Below are 16773 nucleotides of genomic sequence, written 5' to 3'. Positions count from 1 at the left end.
CGATCGACTTCCCCGTGGGGAGGGAGGCATCCATTACATCTCCTGCGCACGCATGTGATGGCCCGAGTGTGGCATCGCAGAGCGTGCAGTGCCACCGGGGGTGCCCCGCAGGCCGTGGGCGCGGGTGAACGCAAGTTTCAGGGAAATCGGGCTCCAGCGCTTGTCCGTCAAGCGCTGCCAGCTATTGTTTTGATGGCATTTCGGCATGCATCGGCCGCTGCTGCATCACCCGTGCGTACAGCGCCTGCGCGGCCACCGACAGGCCCCGGTCGCGCCGGCGCACCAGGTAGATCTGCCGCGTGAGCCCGGGCAGGGCCAGCGGCCGGGTGGCGAGGCCCTCCTGCTGGAAGTGGAACAGCGTGAGCGTGGGCACCACGCTGATGCCCAGCCCGGCCCGCACCATGCCCATGACGGTGGCCAACTGCTCCACTTCCATCAGCGTGCGCATCGCATGGGGATGGAAGGCCGCCTCCAGGTACTGGCGCACGCTGCTGTGCCGCGCGAGATGGATGAATGGCCACTCGGCCAGGGCGCGCCATTGCGCGGCGGCGCTGCGCCGGCCGGCGGGCAAGGGCTGCCGGGCGAGCGGATGGTCCGCGCGGCAGACCAGGTGAAAGCCGTCCTCGCAAAAGGGTTCGGCCTGCAGCTCGGGCGTGTCCGCGCGGATGGCGGCCAGCGCGAAGTCGGCCTTGCCCGTGGCCACGCGCTCGATGCAAGGCTCGGACAGCACGTCGGCAATGTCCAGTTCCACGCCCGGGTGCTGTGCGCGAAAGCCGGCCAGCACACCCGGCAGCCACCCTGCGGCCAGCGAGGGCAGCAGCGCGACGGACACGCGCCCGCGCCGCAGCAGTGCGGCGTCGCGCAGCGTGGCCAGCGCGGCATCCACCTCGGCGCGAATGCGCAGCGCCGACGAATGGAAGTTCTCGCCCTCGGCCGTCAGGCTCACATGGCGCGTGCTGCGGTCGAACAGGCGCAGACCCAGGTCGTCCTCCAGCGCGCGGATGAGCGCGCTGAAGGCCGGCTGCGACAAGTGGCACTGCGCCGCGGCGCGCGTGAAGTTGCGCTGCGCCGCCAGGGCAAGGAAGGCGTCGACCTGCCGTGTGGAGATATTCATTTGATATCCAGATGAATTGATCTTGACAATCTATTTCACAGAATAACCTGCCGTGCCTACAGTGCGCCCTGGAGACATTCCCCAAGGACCCCTGCAATGGCGAACCCCTCACCCCTGCTCATCGGCTGTGCGGCCGGCTTCTCGGGCGACCGCCTGGATGCTGCCGCACCCGTGGTGCAGGCGCTGGTGGACAGCGGCCGGCCCGGCGTGCTGATCTTCGAGACCCTGGCCGAGCGCACGCTGGCGCTGGCCCAACTGGCGCGCCGCGCCAATCCCGATGCGGGCTACGAGCCGCTGCTGGATGAGCTGCTGCGGCCGGTGCTCGCGCAATGCCTTCAACACGGCGTGCGCATCGTGAGCAACTTTGGCGCGGCCAATCCGCGGGGCGCTGCGCTGCGTATCCAGCAACTGGCGGCCGAGCTGGGCGCGCGCCGCCCGCGCGTGGCGGTGGTGCACGGCGACGACCTGAGCGGCGCACAGCACCGCGCTGTGCTGGAGCGGGCGTTGGGCCCGTCCATGCCCGCGCAGCCCATCGTGAGCGCCAATGCCTACATTGGCGCGGAACCCATCGCCCAGGCGCTGCGCGCGGGGGCCGACATCGTGGTCTGCGGCCGCGTGGCCGACCCTGCGCTGGTGCTGGGCCCGGCGCTGGCGCATTACGGCTGGTGCATGGACGACTGGGACCGCCTGGCGCGCGCCACCATGGCGGGCCACCTGCTGGAATGCGGCGCGCAGGTCACGGGTGGCTACTTTGCCGACCCGGGCTACAAGGACGTGCCGGGCCTGGCCCGGCTGGGCTACCCGATCGCCGAGATCGACGCCGACGGCCATTGCACCCTCACCAAGCCGCCGGGCACGGGGGGGCGCGTGGACGAGCGCACGGTCAAGGAGCAGCTGCTGTATGAACTGCACGACCCCGCCGCCTACCTGACGCCCGACGTGGTGGCCGACATCACCCAGGCGAGCGTGGCGCAGATCGGCAGCGACCGCGTGCACCTGCAGGGCGTGCGCGGCCATGCGCGGCCGCCGTCGCTGAAGGTGAATGTGTGCTTCGAGTCCGGCTGGTTTGCCGAGGGCGAGATTTCGTATGCCGGCGCGCGCGCCGAGGAGCGCGCCCGCCTGGCGGGCGACGTGCTGCGCGAGCGGCTTGCGAGCGTGGCACCGCTGCGCGTGGACCTGATCGGCGTGGCCAGCGTTTGGGGTGACGACGCAGGGCGGTGGCTGGCGGCGCAGGCAAGCCAGGGCGCGCAGGACGTACGCCTGCGCGTGGCGCTGCAGCACCGCGACCATGCCAGCGCGCAGCGCCTGGTGCGCGAGGTGACGGCGCTGTACTGCTGCGGCCCGGCGGGGGGCGGCGGTGTGCGCACGGCCATGCGCCCGCGCCTGGGCACCGTTTCCTGCCTCGTGCCGCGCGAGGCGGTCAATCCTGGCTACACGCTGCTGGACTGAAGGACCACGATGAACCCTACCGATCTCACGGTTCCCCTGTACCGCCTGGCGCACGGCCGCACGGGTGACAAGGGTGACCGCTCCAACATCAGCGTGATCGCCTGGCACCCGGCCCTGTGGGACGTGCTGGTGCAGCAGGTTACCGAGGAGGCCGTGGCGCGCCAGTTCGCGGCGCGCGGGCCCACGCGCGTCACGCGCTATCTGCTGCCCCAACTGCAGGCGATGAATTTCGTGCTGGATGGCGTGCTGGACGGCGGCGTGAACGACGCGCTCAACCTCGACAGCCATGGCAAGGCGCTGTCCTTTCTGTTGCTGGACCTGCCGGTGCGGATGCCGGCGGCGCTTGTACATCACCTGGCCGGAGCGCATTGACGCGCGCCGGCGGCATTTTTCATCACCACAACCAAGGAGACACCATGAACCCGTTCCCGCATCGCCGCCGTGTACTGGCTGCCACCGCTGCGGCCGTCCTGTGTGCCGCGGCCGGCGCCGCCAACGCACAGGCCCCCGCCTATCCTGCCAAGCCCGTCACTTTCGTCGTGCCGTTTGCGGCCGGCAGTGCCACCGACCAGCTGGCGCGGGCATTGGGCCAGGCCGTGAGCACCGATGCGCGGCAACCCGTGGTCGTGGAGAACAAGGCCGGCGCCAGCGGCATGATCGCCGCGCAGTCCGTCGCCAAGGCACCGGCGGATGGGTACACGGTGCTCATCACCACCAACACCACGCATGCCGCGAACGAACACCTGTACAAGAAACTGCCCTACGACCCGGTGAAGGATTTCGCCCCCGTCACCGGCCTGGGCAAGGGCGGCCAGGTGCTGGTGGTGAACGCGGGCGCTCCCTACAAGAACGTGGGCGACCTGCTGGCCGCCGCCCGCAAGAACCCCGGCAAGCTGAGCTTTGGCAGCGGCAGCTCTTCCAGCCGCATGGCCGGCGAGATGCTCAAGCAACTGGCGGGGGTGGACATCCTGCATGTGCCGTACAAGAGCAACCCGTTGGCCATCACCGATCTGCTCGGCGGGCAGATCGACCTGATGATCACCGACACGTCCACCGGCGTTCCTCAGGTCAAGGCGGGAAAGCTGCGCGCGCTGGGGTACTCCACGCAAAAGCGCAGCACGCAGCTGCCCGAGGTTCCCACGCTGGATGAGGCCGGCGTGAAGGGCTATGACATGGGCTACTGGTTTGCAGCCTACGTGCCCGCCGGCACGCCCGCGCCCGTGGTGGCGCGGCTCAATGCGCTGCTGGCGCAGGCGACGAGGAGCCAGGCCGCCCAGTCGTTCTTCGAGACCGCAGGCTCCGAGGCCTGGACCACCACGCCCGAAGAGCTGGCGCGCTTTCAGGCCGCCGAGACCCAGAAGTGGGGCAGGGTGATCAAGGCCGCCGGTATTGAGGCGGAATGAGTGCGCCGGCGGGGTTGAAGGCGTTTTGGCCTTCAACGCCCGCCCATTAAGCGCTAGCAGCTATTATTTTAGGAGCGTTCTGCGCCGTCGTGCGGCGCGAACAGGTCCCAGGTGGCGATGAACAGTGCGGCGATCATCGGGCCGATCACAAAGCCCGTGAGCCCGAACAACGCCATGCCGCCCAAGGTGGAGATCAGCACCACGTAGTCGGGCAGCTTGGTGTCCTTGCCGACCAGTACCGGGCGCAGTACGTTGTCCACCAGCCCGATGACGAATACGCCATAGGCGGTGAGGATCACGGCCTGCCCCGGCGCGCCGGTCGCCAGGAAGTAGATGGCCACGGGCCCCCAGATCAGGCTGGCGCCCACGGCGGGCAGCAGCGACAGGAACGCCATCAGCACGCCCCACATCACCGGCCCCTGGATGTTCAACAGCCAGAAGATCAGGCCACCCAGGGCGCCCTGGACGGCGGCCACCACGATGTTGCCCTTCACGGTGGCGCGGATCACGGTGGTGAACTTGATGGCCAACTGCTCCTTGTGCCGCGCATCCAGGGGGATGGCCTCGCGGATGCGCGCCGCCAGCCGCGCGCCGTCGCGCAGCAGGAAGAACAACAGGTAGAGCATGACGCCGAAGCTCACCACGAACTGCAGCGTGTTCTGGCCCACGTCCAGCGCCTTGGTGGCCAGGAACTGGCTGGCCTGGGCGCCGATCGTGGTCAGGCGGGCTTGCAGCTCCGCGCGGGTGGTGAGGTGAAAGCGGTCCAGCAGCTCCAGCATCCAAGGGGGCAGTGCGGCCAGCACCTGCTGCAGGTAGGCGCCGAAGTTCAGCTGCCCCGAGCGGGCGCGCTCGTAGGCCACGCTGGCCTCCTGCACCAGCGAAGCGCCGATCAGCGTGACCGGCAGGATCACGATCACCAGGCACACGCCCAGGGTGGCAAGCGCGGCCAGGTTGCGCCTGCGCGGCATGCGCCGCTGCAGCCGCCGGTGCAGCGGCGTGAACAGGATGGCGAGCACCACACCCCAGAAGATGGCGCCGTTGAGTGGCCAGAGGATGGCGCCAAAGGCCAGCGTCACGACGGTGAGCAGGAGCAGCAGGGTGCGGGACTGGAGCGTGGGCGGGTTCATGGGGGCGGTGGAAGGAACGAAGCCCAAAATGTAAGCCACACACACGCCTGTCTTGATACACCGCTCGCCGCGCGCCTCGGCGTTCAATGGCACAATAGCGACCGCAAACGAGGCCCTTCCCCTGCCACAGTCGCATCCGCCAACCGGTTCAGCCGTGACGCGGAAGGTTTGTTAACCAGCTAACGCTTCCTTCAGGGAAGTGGAGGTCAGCGGAATATGAGCGATCCGACATCCGTCTACCAAGCCTACCAAGGCAACACCTATCTTTTCGGCGGCAACGCGCCCTACGTCGAAGAGATGTATGAGAACTACCTTGCCAACCCTGGCAGCGTGCCAGACTCCTGGCGCGAATACTTTGACGCACTGCAACATGTGCCCGCGGTAGACGGCAGCAATGCCAAGGACGTTCCCCACCTGCCCGTCATCAACGCCTTTGCCGAGCGCGCCAAGGCCGGCGGCACCAAGGTCGTGGTGGCCAGCGCCGACGCCGAGATGGGCCGCAAGCGCACCGCCGTCCAGCAACTGATCGCCGCGTACCGCAACGTGGGCCACCGCTGGGCCGACCTGGACCCCCTCAAGCGCACCGAGCGCCCCCAGATTCCCGAACTGGAGCCGTCGTTCTACGGCTTCAGCGATGCCGACCAGGAAACGGTGTTCGACGCGAGCAACACCTTCTTCGGCAAGGACAAGATGCCCCTGCGCGAGCTGCTGAACGCGCTGCGCGAGACCTACTGCGGCACCATCGGCGTGGAGTACATGTACGCCACCGACCAGGTGCAAAAGCGCTGGTGGCAGCAAAAGCTGGAAAGCATCCGCAGCAAGCCCAACTTCTCTGCCGACAAGAAAAAGCGCATCCTGGAGCGCCTGACGGCCGCCGAAGGCCTGGAACGCTACCTGCACACCAAGTACGTGGGCCAGAAGCGCTTCTCGCTTGAGGGGGGCGAGTCCTTCATCGCCGCCATGGACGAGTTGATCAACTCCGCAGGCGCGAAGGGCGTGCAGGAAGTGGTGATCGGCATGGCCCACCGCGGCCGCCTGAACGTGCTGGTCAACATCCTGGGCAAGATGCCCAAGGACCTGTTCGCCGAGTTCGAGCACACCGCCCCCGAGGACCTGCCCGCCGGTGACGTGAAGTACCACCAGGGCTTTTCCTCCGACGTCTCCACGACCGGCGGCCCGGTGCATCTGTCGCTCGCGTTCAACCCCTCGCACCTGGAAATCGTGAACCCCGTGGTCGAGGGCTCGGTGCGCTCGCGCATGGACCGCCGCGGCGACCACGCGGGCAAGCAGGTGCTGCCCGTGCTGGTGCACGGTGACGCGGCCTTTGCCGGCCAGGGCGTGAACCAGGAAACCCTGGCCCTGTCCGAAACCCGTGGCTACACCACGGGCGGTACGGTGCACCTGGTCATCAACAACCAGATCGGCTTCACCACCTCCGACCCGCGCGACCTGCGCTCCACGCTGTACTGCACCGATATCGTTAAGATGATCGAGTCGCCCGTGCTGCACGTGAACGGCGACGATCCGGAAGCCGTGTGCCTGGCGGTGCAGCTGGCGCTGGAATTCCGCATGGAATTCGCCAAGGACGTGGTGGTGGACATCGTGTGCTACCGCAAGCTCGGCCACAACGAGCAGGACACGCCGGCGCTGACCCAGCCGCTGATGTACAAGAAGATCTCCCAGCACCCGGGCACGCGCAAGCTCTACGCCGACAAGCTGGCCGCGCAGGGCCTGGGCGAGACGCTGGGCGAGGACATGGCCAAGGCCTACCGCGCCGCGCTGGAGGAGGGCAAGCACACGGTCGATCTGGTGCTCACCAACTTCAAGAGCAAGTACGCCGTGGACTGGAGCCCCTTCCTGGGCAAGAGCTGGACCGACGCCGGCGACACCGCCATCCCGCTGGCCGAGTGGAAACGCCTGGCCGAGCGCATCACCACGGTGCCGGAAGGCTTCACGGTCCACACCCTGGTCAAGAAGGTGCTGGAAGACCGCGCCGCCATGGGCCGTGGCGAGATCAACGTGGACTGGGGCATGGGCGAGCACATGGCCTTCGCATCGCTGGTGGCCTCGGGCTACCCGGTGCGCCTGTCGGGCGAGGACAGCGGCCGCGGCACGTTCACGCACCGCCACGCCGTCATCCACGACCAAAAGCGCGAGAAGTGGGACGAAGGCACCTACGTGCCGCTGCAGAACGTCGCCGAGAACCAGGCTCCGTTCACTGTCATCGACTCCATCCTGTCCGAGGAGGCCGTGCTGGCCTTCGAATACGGCTACGCCTCTAACGACCCCAACACCCTGGTGATCTGGGAAGCGCAGTTCGGTGACTTCGCCAACGGCGCGCAGGTGGTGATCGACCAGTTCATCGCCTCGGGTGAGGTGAAGTGGGGCCGCTTGAACGGCATCACGCTGATGCTGCCGCACGGCTACGAAGGCCAGGGCCCGGAGCACAGCTCGGCGCGCCTGGAGCGCTTCATGCAACTGGCCGCCGAGGCCAACATGCAGCTCGTGCAGCCCACCACGGCCAGCCAGATCTTCCACGTGCTGCGCCGCCAGATGGTGCGCCCGCTGCGCAAGCCGCTGGTCATCATGACCCCGAAGTCGCTGCTGCGCAACAAGGACGCGACCTCGGTGCTGTCGGAGTTCACCGAAGGCAGCTTCCAGACCCTGCTGGGCGAGAAGGACGAGGCCGTCGCGCAGAACGCCGCCAAGGTCAAGCGCGTGATCGCCTGCTCCGGCAAGGTGTACTACGACCTGGTCAAGAAGCGCGCGGAGAAGGAAGCCACCGACGTGGCCATCATCCGCGTCGAGCAGCTCTACCCGTTCCCGCACAAGGCCTTCGCCGCCGAGCTGAAGAAGTACCCGAATGCCACCGACATCGTGTGGTGCCAGGACGAACCGCAGAACCAGGGCGCCTGGTTCTTCATCCAGCACAACATCCACGAGAACATGCTCGATGGCCAGAAGCTGGGCTATGCCGGCCGCGCCGCCTCCGCGTCGCCCGCCGTGGGCTACGCGCACCTGCACCAGGAGCAGCAAAAGGCGCTGGTCGAGGCCGCGTTCGCCAAGCTCAAGGGTTTTGTCCTGACCAAGTAAGGCCGAGAACCCCCGCTACTGAAGTACAGACAAAACCCTCTTTTGGAAAGCATTCGAAACATGTCCATCGTTGAAGTCAAGGTCCCCCAGCTGTCCGAATCCGTGGCCGAAGCCACGATGCTGCAATGGAAGAAGAAGGTCGGGGAGGCCGTCGCCCAGGACGAGATCCTGATCGAGATCGAAACCGACAAGGTGGTGCTGGAAGTGCCCGCGCCTGCGGCCGGCGTGCTCGCCGAGATCGTCGTGGGCGATGGCGGCACGGTGACCTCCGATCAGGTCATCGCCAAGATCGACACCGAAGGCAAGGCCGCTGCGGCCGCGGCGCCGGCAGCCGCCGCTGCCGCACCGGCGGCCACGGCCTCCGCGCCGACACCGGCCGCGGGTGGCAGCAAGGGCGACGTGGCCATGCCCGCAGCCGCCAAGCTGCTGGCCGAGAACAACCTGTCGGCCTCGCAGGTGCAGGGCAGCGGCCGCGATGGCCGCGTGACCAAGGGCGACGTGCTGTCGGCCGTGGCCGGCGGGGTGAAGTCCACCGCGGCCGTCATCCCCACCGGCGTGCCCACCAAGGCCCTGCCGCAGGTGACCGCGCCCGCGTCCAAGGAAGAGCTGGGCGAGCGCCCCGAGCAGCGCGTGCCCATGACCCGCCTGCGCGCGCGCATCGCCGAGCGCCTGCTGCAGTCGCAGTCCACCAACGCCATCCTGACCACCTTCAACGAGGTGAACATGGCGCCGGTGATGGAGCTGCGCAAGAAGTTCCAGGACCAGTTCACCAAGGAGCACGGTGTGAAGCTGGGCTTCATGTCCTTCTTCGTGAAGGCAGCGGTGCATGCCCTCAAGAAGTACCCGGTGCTCAACGCCTCGGTGGACGGCAACGACATCGTCTACCACGGCTACTTCGACATCGGTATCGCCGTGGGCTCGCCGCGCGGCCTGGTGGTGCCCATCCTGCGCAACGCAGACCAGATGAGCTTTGCCGACATCGAAAAGAAGATCGCCGAATTCGGCAAGAAGGCGGCCGACGGCAAGCTGGGCATCGAAGAGATGACCGGTGGCACGTTCTCCATCTCCAACGGCGGCACCTTCGGCTCGATGATGTCCACCCCCATCATCAACCCGCCGCAGTCGGCCATCCTGGGCGTGCACGCCACCAAGGACCGCGCCGTGGTCGAAAACGGCCAGGTCGTGGTGCGTCCGATGAACTACCTGGCCATGTCTTATGACCACCGCATCATCGACGGCCGCGAAGCCGTGCTGGGCCTCGTAGCCATGAAGGATGCGCTGGAAGACCCGTCGCGCCTGTTGTTCGACCTGTAATTCCCACAGGGTTCGACGCATACGAAAACCCACCCCCGGCCCGGTCCAGCGGTGGGTTTTTTCTCATCACCAGATACTGTTTTTGAACCATGAGCAAGCAATTTGACGTCATCGTGATCGGCGCAGGCCCTGGCGGCTACATCGCCGCCATCCGCGCCGCCCAGTTGGGCATGAATGTGGCCTGTATCGACGAGTGGAAGAACGCCGCTGGCGGCGCCGCACCCGGCGGTACCTGCACCAACGTGGGCTGCATTCCCTCCAAGGCGCTGCTGCAGTCGTCCGAGCATTTCGAACATGCCAACCTGCACTTTGCCGACCACGGCATCACCGCCACGGGCGTGAGGATGGACGTGGCCAAGATGATTGCCCGCAAGGACAACGTCGTGAAGCAGAACAACGACGGCATCCTGTACCTGTTCAAGAAGAACAAGGTGACCTTTTTCCACGGCCGCGGCTCCTTCGTGAAGGCGGTGGACGGCGGCTATGAAATCAAGGTCACCGGCAAGGCCGAAGAAACGCTGACCGCCAAGCAGGTCATCGTGGCCACCGGATCCAACGCACGTGCGCTGCCCGGTGCGGCCTTCGACGAAGAGCAGATCCTGTCCAACGACGGCGCGCTCGCCATCGGCAGCGTGCCGAAGAAGCTGGGCGTGATCGGCTCCGGCGTGATCGGCCTGGAAATGGGCAGCGTGTGGCGCCGCCTGGGTGCCGACGTGACCATTCTGGAAGGCCAGCCCACGTTCCTGGGCGCGGTGGACGAGCAGATCGCCAAGGAGGCCAAAAAGGCCTTTGACAAGCAAGGCCTGAAGATCGAGCTGGGCGTGAAGATTGGCGAAGTCAAGGCTGGCAAGAAGGGCGTGAGCATCGCCTACACCACCGCCAAGGGCGAGGCCCAGGTGTTGGAAGTGGACAAGCTGATCGTCTCCATCGGCCGCGTGCCCAACACCACCGGCCTGAACGCCGAAGGGGTGGGCCTGAAGCTGGATGAGCGCGGCGCCGTTGTGGTTGATGGCGAGTGCAAGACCAACCTGCCCGGCGTGTGGGCGGTGGGCGACGTGGTGCGCGGCCCCATGCTGGCGCACAAGGCCGAGGAAGAGGGCGTGGCCGTGGCCGAGCGCATGGCTGGCCAGCATGGCCATGTCAACTTCAACACCATCCCCTGGGTCATCTACACCAGCCCCGAGATCGCCTGGGTCGGACGCACCGAGCAGCAGCTCAAGGCCGACGGCGTGAAGTACAAGGCGGGCACCTTCCCGTTCCTGGCCAATGGCCGCGCGCGCGCGCTGGGCGACACCACTGGCATGGTGAAGTTCCTGGCCGACGCAGCCACGGACGAAATCCTGGGCGTGCACATCGTCGGTCCGATGGCTTCCGAACTGATCGCCGAAGCCGTGGTCGCCATGGAGTTCAAGGCATCGAGCGAAGACATTGCGCGCATCTGCCATGCCCACCCCTCGCTGTCCGAAGCCACTAAGGAAGCGGCGCTGGCCGTGGACAAGCGCACCCTCAATTTCTGATAATTTGAGGCAAAAATAGCTGCCAGCGCTTGTGTGACAAGCGCTGGCAGCTATTGTTTTTGAAGCATAGGGATAACATGCGGGTGAACGTCAGGCAGGCGTACGAGGCCGAGCTGGCCGCCAAGGGCTTCAAGAGCGATCCGGCCCAGTTGCGGGCCGTGAACGCGCTGGAGCGTTGTGCCCAGGAATGGGGAGCGTACAAGCAGCGCCGCTCCAACACGCTGAAGAAGCTCATCAACCGGCCCCAGGTGCCGCGTGGCGTGTACATGTACGGCGGTGTGGGGCGGGGCAAGAGCTTCCTCATGGACTGCTTCTTCAACGCCGTACCCATCAAGCGCAAGGTGCGTCTGCACTTTCACGAATTCATGCGCGAAGTGCACCGTGAACTGGCTGGCCTGCAGGGGACGCAGAACCCCCTGGATGTGCTGGGTGCGCGCATCGCCAAGCGCTATAAGCTGATTTGTTTTGACGAGTTCCACGTCGCGGACATCACTGACGCGATGATCCTGCACCGCCTGCTGGCGGCGCTGTTCGACAACGACGTGGGCTTTGTCACCACTTCCAACTTCAAGCCCGACGAACTGTACCCCGGCGGCCTGCACCGCGACCGCATCCTGCCCGCCATCGACCTGCTCAACGAGCGCATGGAAGTGGTGAACGTGGACAACGGCACGGACTATCGGCGCCGTGCGCTGGAGCTGGTCGAGCTCTACCACACGCCCCTGGGCCCCGCGGCGGACGCGGCCATGCAGCACGCCTTCGAGCAGCTGGCCGAAGTGCGTGACGAAGACCCGGTGCTGCACATAGAGGCGCGCGAGATCAAGGCCATCCGCCGTGCGGGCGGCGTGGTGTGGTTCGACTTCCGCGAGCTGTGCATGGGCCCCCGGTCGCAGAACGACTATCTGGAAATCGCCTCGCAGTTCCACACGGTGCTGCTGTCCAACGTGCCCTACATGCCTGTCAGCATGGCGTCGCCCGCGCGCCGGTTTACCTGGCTGGTGGACGTGCTCTACGATAGGCGGGTGAAACTCGTCGTCTCCGCCGCCGTGCCGCCCGAGCAGCTCTATACGGAAGGCCCCCTGGCGCATGAGTTTCCACGCACCATTTCGCGCCTCAATGAGATGCAATCCAAGGAATTCCTGGCGCTTGAGCGGCGCGTCGTCGATACCGGACTGACCTGATGCCTGCACTGCCTTCCCGCTTTCTTGCCGCAGCCCTCCTGTGCATGGGTGGGGCAGCGCTGCCTCCCCTGGCGGCGTGGGCTGCCGACGCTCCTGTGACCGATGCAGCGCAGGCGCAGCGGCAGCGCCAGACCCAGCGTGAGCACATCCAGGCGCAGCGCCGGGAGATCGAGGCGCAGCGTGAGCGCGGCGAGGCGGCTTGCTACCAGCAATTTGCCGTGGAGGATTGCCTGCGCAGGGTGCGTATACAGGCACGTGAGGCCGACAACGTGCTGCACCGCCAGGAAGTGCAGATCAACGATGCGGAGCGCCGGGAGAAGGCGGGGCAACGCCTGCAAGCAATCGAGGAGCGCAAGCAGGAGCAACGCCAGAAACTGGAAGCCGGGGAGCGTCCCGCCCCGATGCGGGTGGCGCCTCGCAACGCGCCGCAGAAGCCCCGCGAGCAGGAGGCGCGCGACCGTGCGCAGCAGCAGAGCCGCCGCGCAGCCGAGCATTCGGCCGATGTGCAACGCCGTGAGCAAACGCAGCCCCAGCGCATCCAGGATTCCCGCGCCCGCTACGAGGCCAAGCAGCAGAAAGCACGTGAGCGCCGCGAACGCCTTGAGCGCCAGCAAGCCGAGGCGGCCGGCCGCAAGCCGTCGCCGGCATTGGCGCCGCCGGCCCCGGCCGCGGGCAGCGACCGTTGAGTGCCCTTTAGGGCCCGGTGGACGCCACGGCCCATGCGGGGCCGTCTTCCACGCGCGTTTTAGGTGGCGGGTGTGAGTTGCGCCAAGCGTGGAGGCTTCTTTTCCTCTACCAGCGTTTCGATCTTCACGATGGCGAGCGACAGGTTGTCGCCGCCCCCGCGTGCGCGCGAGCGCGCCTTGTCGATGAGGAACTCGGTGGCCTCGCGCGGCGTCAGCGAATCCAGGACCGACGCCAGTTCCGCAGGTGAAAAGTAGTGCCACACGCCGTCGCTGCAGGCCAGCAGCACGTCGCCCGGCTGCATCTGCGGAATCAGGTGGGTGGTGATGGGAGGGTCGCTCTCGGTGCCCAGACAGCCGACGAGGATGTTGGAGTGGGGGTGGGTGTTGGCCTCGGCTTCCGTGATCTCGCCACGGTCCACGAGCGCCTGCACATAGGAGTGGTCGCTGGTGCGGAACACCAGCCGCCCCCCCTGGAAGTGGTAGATGCGCGAGTCCCCTGCGTGGGCCCAGTGGCAATCGCCGCGTGGGTTGATCACGAATGCCGCGATGGTGCTGTGTGGCTCCTGTTCCGCGGAAATCGCGGTGAGGCGGATCACGATGTGCGCCTCCTCCACGATGTGCTTGAGCAGGGCGGCGGCGTCGTCCGTTTCTGGCGAATAGCGTTCAAACAACTGGCGCGCGGTGAGCATCACCTGGTCGGACGCCTTGCGCCCTCCGCTGCGGCCACCCATGCCATCGGCCACCACGCCCAGTACGCATCCATTGAAACGCGGGTGCGACAGCAGGGCGACCTGGTCTTGCTGGTACTCGCGGTCACCCTTGTGGATGCCGGTCGACGCAATGAGGCGGAACGCTTTGGTCATGGGATTGGAGCGGAGGACGAAAGGCCGCCTCGCAGTCGCGAAAGCGGGGGAGCCGCCTATTATGATCAACTCCCGGGCCTTGTCATCGCTGGTGCGTCTGCTTGTGTTTTTAGAGCATCACGGCTGGTGCAAGGCCATTCCTTTCTGACACTTCTTTTGGCCCGCGGCGCATGTCCTTGAGCGATCTCGTCCTCCCGGTGTTTGCGCCCGACGGACCCCTGGCGCGTGTGCGGCCTGATCTGCGTTCCCGCCCGGGGCAGGCGGCCATGGCCCTCGCTGTGGCGCAGGCCATCAACGCCCGGGAGTCACTGGTGGTGGAAGCGGGAACCGGGATTGGCAAGACCTTTGCCTATTTGGTTCCCGCACTGCTGAGCGGCGAGCGTGTGCTCATTTCCACGGCCACCAAGACACTGCAGGACCAACTGTTGACGCGCGACCTGCCGCTGCTGCAGCAGGCGCTGGCGCTCCCGCTACGCGTAGTGGCCCTCAAAGGCCGGGCCAATTACCTTTGCCTTTACCGACTGGAGCAGGCGCGTCGCAACGGGGAGGGGCATGACGAAGCAGTCGCCCACGATCTGGCGTGTGTCGAGCGATGGGCCCAGTCCACGCGCAGCGGAGACCTGGCGGAGGTCCCCGGTCTGGATGAATACTCAGCCGCCTGGAGGCAGGTCACTTCGACGGTGGACAACTGCCTGGGTTCCGGATGCCCGCGGTTGCGCCAATGCCATGTCTACCGCGCACGGCACGACGCGCAGGCGGCAGATGTGCTCATCATCAACCACCACCTGTTCTTTGCGGACCTCGGTGCGCAGGGGGCGGGGGCCGCGCAACTGCTACCGGACACCCGGGTCGTGGTGTTCGATGAAGCCCACCGGTTGGCCGAGACCGCGGCCCAGTTCCTGGGCACACATGTCAGCACCAGCCAGCTGCTGCAACTTGGGCAGGATGTGGTGGCGGCTGGGGCGCGGCATGCGCGCGGCGCTGCGGATTGGCAGGGGTTGCTCCAGCACCTGCGCCAGTGCGCGCACGCGCTGCGCCTGGCGGTCGCTCCGGGCGAAGATGCCGATGCAGCCGGCTCCCGCATCGCCTGGACGGGCATCACACCCGAGGCCTTGGATCCGTCTGCCTGGGACGGTGCGCTGGAGGGGGCGGTGGCGGCACTCCGCGCGGTGCTGGCCGCACTGGACGGCGTGGCGCAGCACGCTCCCGATCTGGCCCACCTGCACAGCCGGACGGTCGCGTTGCTGGAGCGTGTACTGCATTTCTGTTCCGACGCGGACGCTGGCACGGTGCGCTGGATTGAATCTGCAGGCGCGTTGCGCATGGTGGAAACACCCCTGGATGTGGCCGGCGCCCTGCGCACGCTGTGGAAGGGAAAGCCCCCCACGCAGGGCGCCTGGGACGAGAGCGACGAACCGCCTGCCGCGTCCGCACCGCGTTCGTGGATCTATACCTCCGCCACGCTGGGCGATGGCAAGGACCTGCGCTGGTTCACCGATGCCTGTGGATTGGAGGGCGCTCGTACCCTGCAGGTGCCTAGCCCCTTCGACTACGCGCGGCAGGCGGCGCTGTATGTGCCGCCCGCACTCCCGCTGCCTTCCGACGCGGGGCACAGCGTTCAGCTTGCGCGCTGGGTGGGTGATGCCGTAGCAAGGCTTGGCGGGCATACGCTGGTGTTGACCACCAGTCTGCGGGCGCTTGCGGTGATCGCGGATGAGCTATGCCGCCGTTTCGCGCCCGGCGGCGGCATCGAGGTGCTGGTGCAGGGACATGCCTCACGGTCGCGCATGGTGGAGCGCTTTCGTGCCCAGCTTGACGCGAGCGGCCGGCCGGCGGGCCATGTGCTCGTGGGGGCGGCGTCGTTCTGGGAGGGGATCGACGTGCCAGGCGAGGCCCTGCAGATGGTGGTGATCGACAAGCTGCCATTCCCCGCTCCGGGTGACCCGTGGGAGCAGGCGCAGGCACGGCGGCTGGCGGACCAGGGTGGCAACGTGTTCCGCAGACACGCCCTGCCATCGGCGGCAGTGGCGCTCAAGCAGGGGGCCGGCCGGCTGATCCGCAACGAGAACGACCACGGCATACTGGTCATCGCCGACACACGTCTGTTGCACAAGGGCTATGGCAAGCCTCTGCTGCGGGCATTGCCCCCCATGCGGAGGCTGCATACGCAGGAAGAGTTCGGCGCGGCACTGGATGCCCTTACCAGAACTTCCACCAGGGGTTCGCCTTCGCCTTGAATCCCGTCTGCGGCAGGCTGCTCTGAGGATAGGAAGCATCCATCACGCGGCGGGTGTCGTCACGCAGTTGCGTGAGTCCCAGCGCGTCGTACGACCGAACCAGGATGTACAGAGCCTCTTCCGTCGCTGGAACGTCCTTGTAGTCGGCAACCGCACTCTGCGCGCGGCTCACGGCGGCCACATATGCGCCGCGTTCATAGTAGTAGCGCGCCACGTGTACCTCGTACTGCGCCAGCGAGTTGACGATGTAGGTCATGCGCTGGCGGGCGTCGGGCGTGTAGCGCGACTCGGGGAAGCGGGTCACCAGTTCGCGGAAGGACTCGAACGAGTCCTTGGCGGCCTTCTGGTCGCGCTCCGACAGATCCTGGCGCGAGAGCCACGAGAACAGGCCCAGGTTGTCGTTGAAATTCACCAAGCCTTTGAGGTACAGCGCATAGTCGTACGCGGGACTGGCGGGGTGCAGTTTCATGAAGCGGTCCAGCGTGGCAATAGCCTGCGCCTTCTCGCCGCCCTTGTATTGCGCGTAGGCCTTTTCCAACTGGGCCTGTTGTGCCAACGGCGTGCCGGCGGCGCGTCCTTCCAGCTTTTCCAGCAGCGGCACGGCTTTGTCGTAAGAGCCGCCATTGAGCTCGTCGCGTGCTTCCGAATAAATCTTGTCGGTACTCCAGCCAGCGGTCTTGTCTTCAGGCGTGCTGGAGCAGGCAGCCAGCAGGCCGGCGGCGAGCAGGGCAGAAATCAAAGGCAGGGGAAAACGCGGCATGGCGGCAGCTCTTGTACTAAGGGTGTGCG

General features: G+C 66.7%; 13 protein-coding genes. 9 read left to right on the top strand and 4 right to left on the bottom strand.

The window, feature by feature from the left end:
• Nucleotides 1-181: 181 nt before the first annotated feature.
• On the bottom strand, nucleotides 182-1114 hold the full coding sequence (locus tag OX89_RS14975; RefSeq protein ID WP_047351231.1) for a LysR family transcriptional regulator: 933 nt from the start codon (nucleotides 1112-1114) through the stop codon (nucleotides 182-184).
• A 96-nt stretch (nucleotides 1115-1210) separates the two neighbouring features.
• Here OX89_RS14975 and OX89_RS14970 point away from each other — a divergent pair, with 96 nt between their 5' ends.
• From OX89_RS14970 to OX89_RS14960, 3 genes are read left to right on the top strand one after another with little or no spacing between them, the layout of a single operon-like run.
• Complete coding sequence (locus tag OX89_RS14970; protein WP_047351230.1) at nucleotides 1211-2563, top strand: acyclic terpene utilization AtuA family protein; 1353 nt, start codon at nucleotides 1211-1213, stop codon at nucleotides 2561-2563.
• Between the two features lie 9 nt (nucleotides 2564-2572).
• Nucleotides 2573-2935, top strand: coding sequence for a hypothetical protein (locus tag OX89_RS14965; RefSeq protein ID WP_011805082.1), 363 nt, complete (start codon nucleotides 2573-2575; stop codon nucleotides 2933-2935).
• A gap of 44 nt (nucleotides 2936-2979) precedes the next feature.
• Nucleotides 2980-3966 carry a tripartite tricarboxylate transporter substrate binding protein gene (locus OX89_RS14960; RefSeq protein ID WP_047351229.1) on the top strand — a complete coding sequence of 329 codons (987 nt, stop codon included), beginning with the start codon at nucleotides 2980-2982 and terminating at the stop codon, nucleotides 3964-3966.
• Nucleotides 3967-4034: 68 nt separating this feature from the next.
• Here OX89_RS14960 and OX89_RS14955 read toward each other — a convergent pair whose 3' ends face one another.
• The gene (locus OX89_RS14955; RefSeq protein ID WP_047351228.1) at nucleotides 4035-5093 is read right to left on the bottom strand and encodes an AI-2E family transporter; all 1059 of its coding nucleotides are present in this window, start codon (nucleotides 5091-5093) and stop codon (nucleotides 4035-4037) included.
• A 216-nt stretch (nucleotides 5094-5309) separates the two neighbouring features.
• Between OX89_RS14955 and OX89_RS14950 the strand changes: the two genes are divergently transcribed.
• The 5 genes from OX89_RS14950 (at nucleotide 5310) to OX89_RS14930 (ending at nucleotide 12884) form a co-directional block, all read left to right on the top strand.
• A complete protein-coding gene (locus OX89_RS14950) occupies nucleotides 5310-8186 on the top strand; it encodes a 2-oxoglutarate dehydrogenase E1 component (protein ID WP_047351227.1) in 2877 nt (958 codons plus the stop codon).
• A gap of 60 nt (nucleotides 8187-8246) precedes the next feature.
• Complete coding sequence (gene odhB / locus OX89_RS14945) at nucleotides 8247-9500, top strand: 2-oxoglutarate dehydrogenase complex dihydrolipoyllysine-residue succinyltransferase (protein WP_047351226.1); 1254 nt, start codon at nucleotides 8247-8249, stop codon at nucleotides 9498-9500.
• An 89-nt stretch (nucleotides 9501-9589) separates the two neighbouring features.
• Entirely contained in the window at nucleotides 9590-11017 is a 1428-nt protein-coding gene (gene lpdA / locus OX89_RS14940; RefSeq protein ID WP_047351225.1) for a dihydrolipoyl dehydrogenase, read from the top strand.
• Nucleotides 11018-11100: 83 nt separating this feature from the next.
• A complete protein-coding gene (zapE, locus tag OX89_RS14935) occupies nucleotides 11101-12198 on the top strand; it encodes a cell division protein ZapE (protein ID WP_047351234.1) in 1098 nt (365 codons plus the stop codon).
• Complete coding sequence (locus OX89_RS14930; RefSeq protein WP_047351224.1) at nucleotides 12198-12884, top strand: hypothetical protein; 687 nt, start codon at nucleotides 12198-12200, stop codon at nucleotides 12882-12884. Before zapE ends, OX89_RS14930 begins: the two co-directional genes overlap by 1 nt.
• Nucleotides 12885-12943: 59 nt before the next feature.
• Here the strand turns inward: OX89_RS14930 and OX89_RS14925 are convergent, their stop codons facing one another.
• Nucleotides 12944-13747 carry a PP2C family serine/threonine-protein phosphatase gene (locus OX89_RS14925; protein WP_011805090.1) on the bottom strand — a complete coding sequence of 268 codons (804 nt, stop codon included), beginning with the start codon at nucleotides 13745-13747 and terminating at the stop codon, nucleotides 12944-12946.
• Nucleotides 13748-13917: 170 nt separating this feature from the next.
• On the opposite strand from OX89_RS14925, the gene OX89_RS14920 reads away from it, so the two are divergent.
• Nucleotides 13918-15984 carry an ATP-dependent DNA helicase gene (locus OX89_RS14920; RefSeq protein WP_047351223.1) on the top strand — a complete coding sequence of 689 codons (2067 nt, stop codon included), beginning with the start codon at nucleotides 13918-13920 and terminating at the stop codon, nucleotides 15982-15984.
• Here the strand turns inward: OX89_RS14920 and OX89_RS14915 are convergent.
• Entirely contained in the window at nucleotides 15947-16744 is a 798-nt protein-coding gene (locus OX89_RS14915; RefSeq protein ID WP_015913419.1) for an outer membrane protein assembly factor BamD, read from the bottom strand. The genes OX89_RS14920 and OX89_RS14915 overlap by 38 nt on opposite strands.
• Between the last annotated feature and the right edge of the window lie 29 nt (nucleotides 16745-16773).

Source organism: Diaphorobacter sp. J5-51, from assembly GCF_001023515.1.
GTDB lineage: Bacteria > Pseudomonadota > Gammaproteobacteria > Burkholderiales > Burkholderiaceae_C > Diaphorobacter > Diaphorobacter nitroreducens.
The sequence above is the reverse complement of the archived record's forward strand: the minus strand, read 5'-3'. Positions and strand labels throughout refer to the sequence as shown.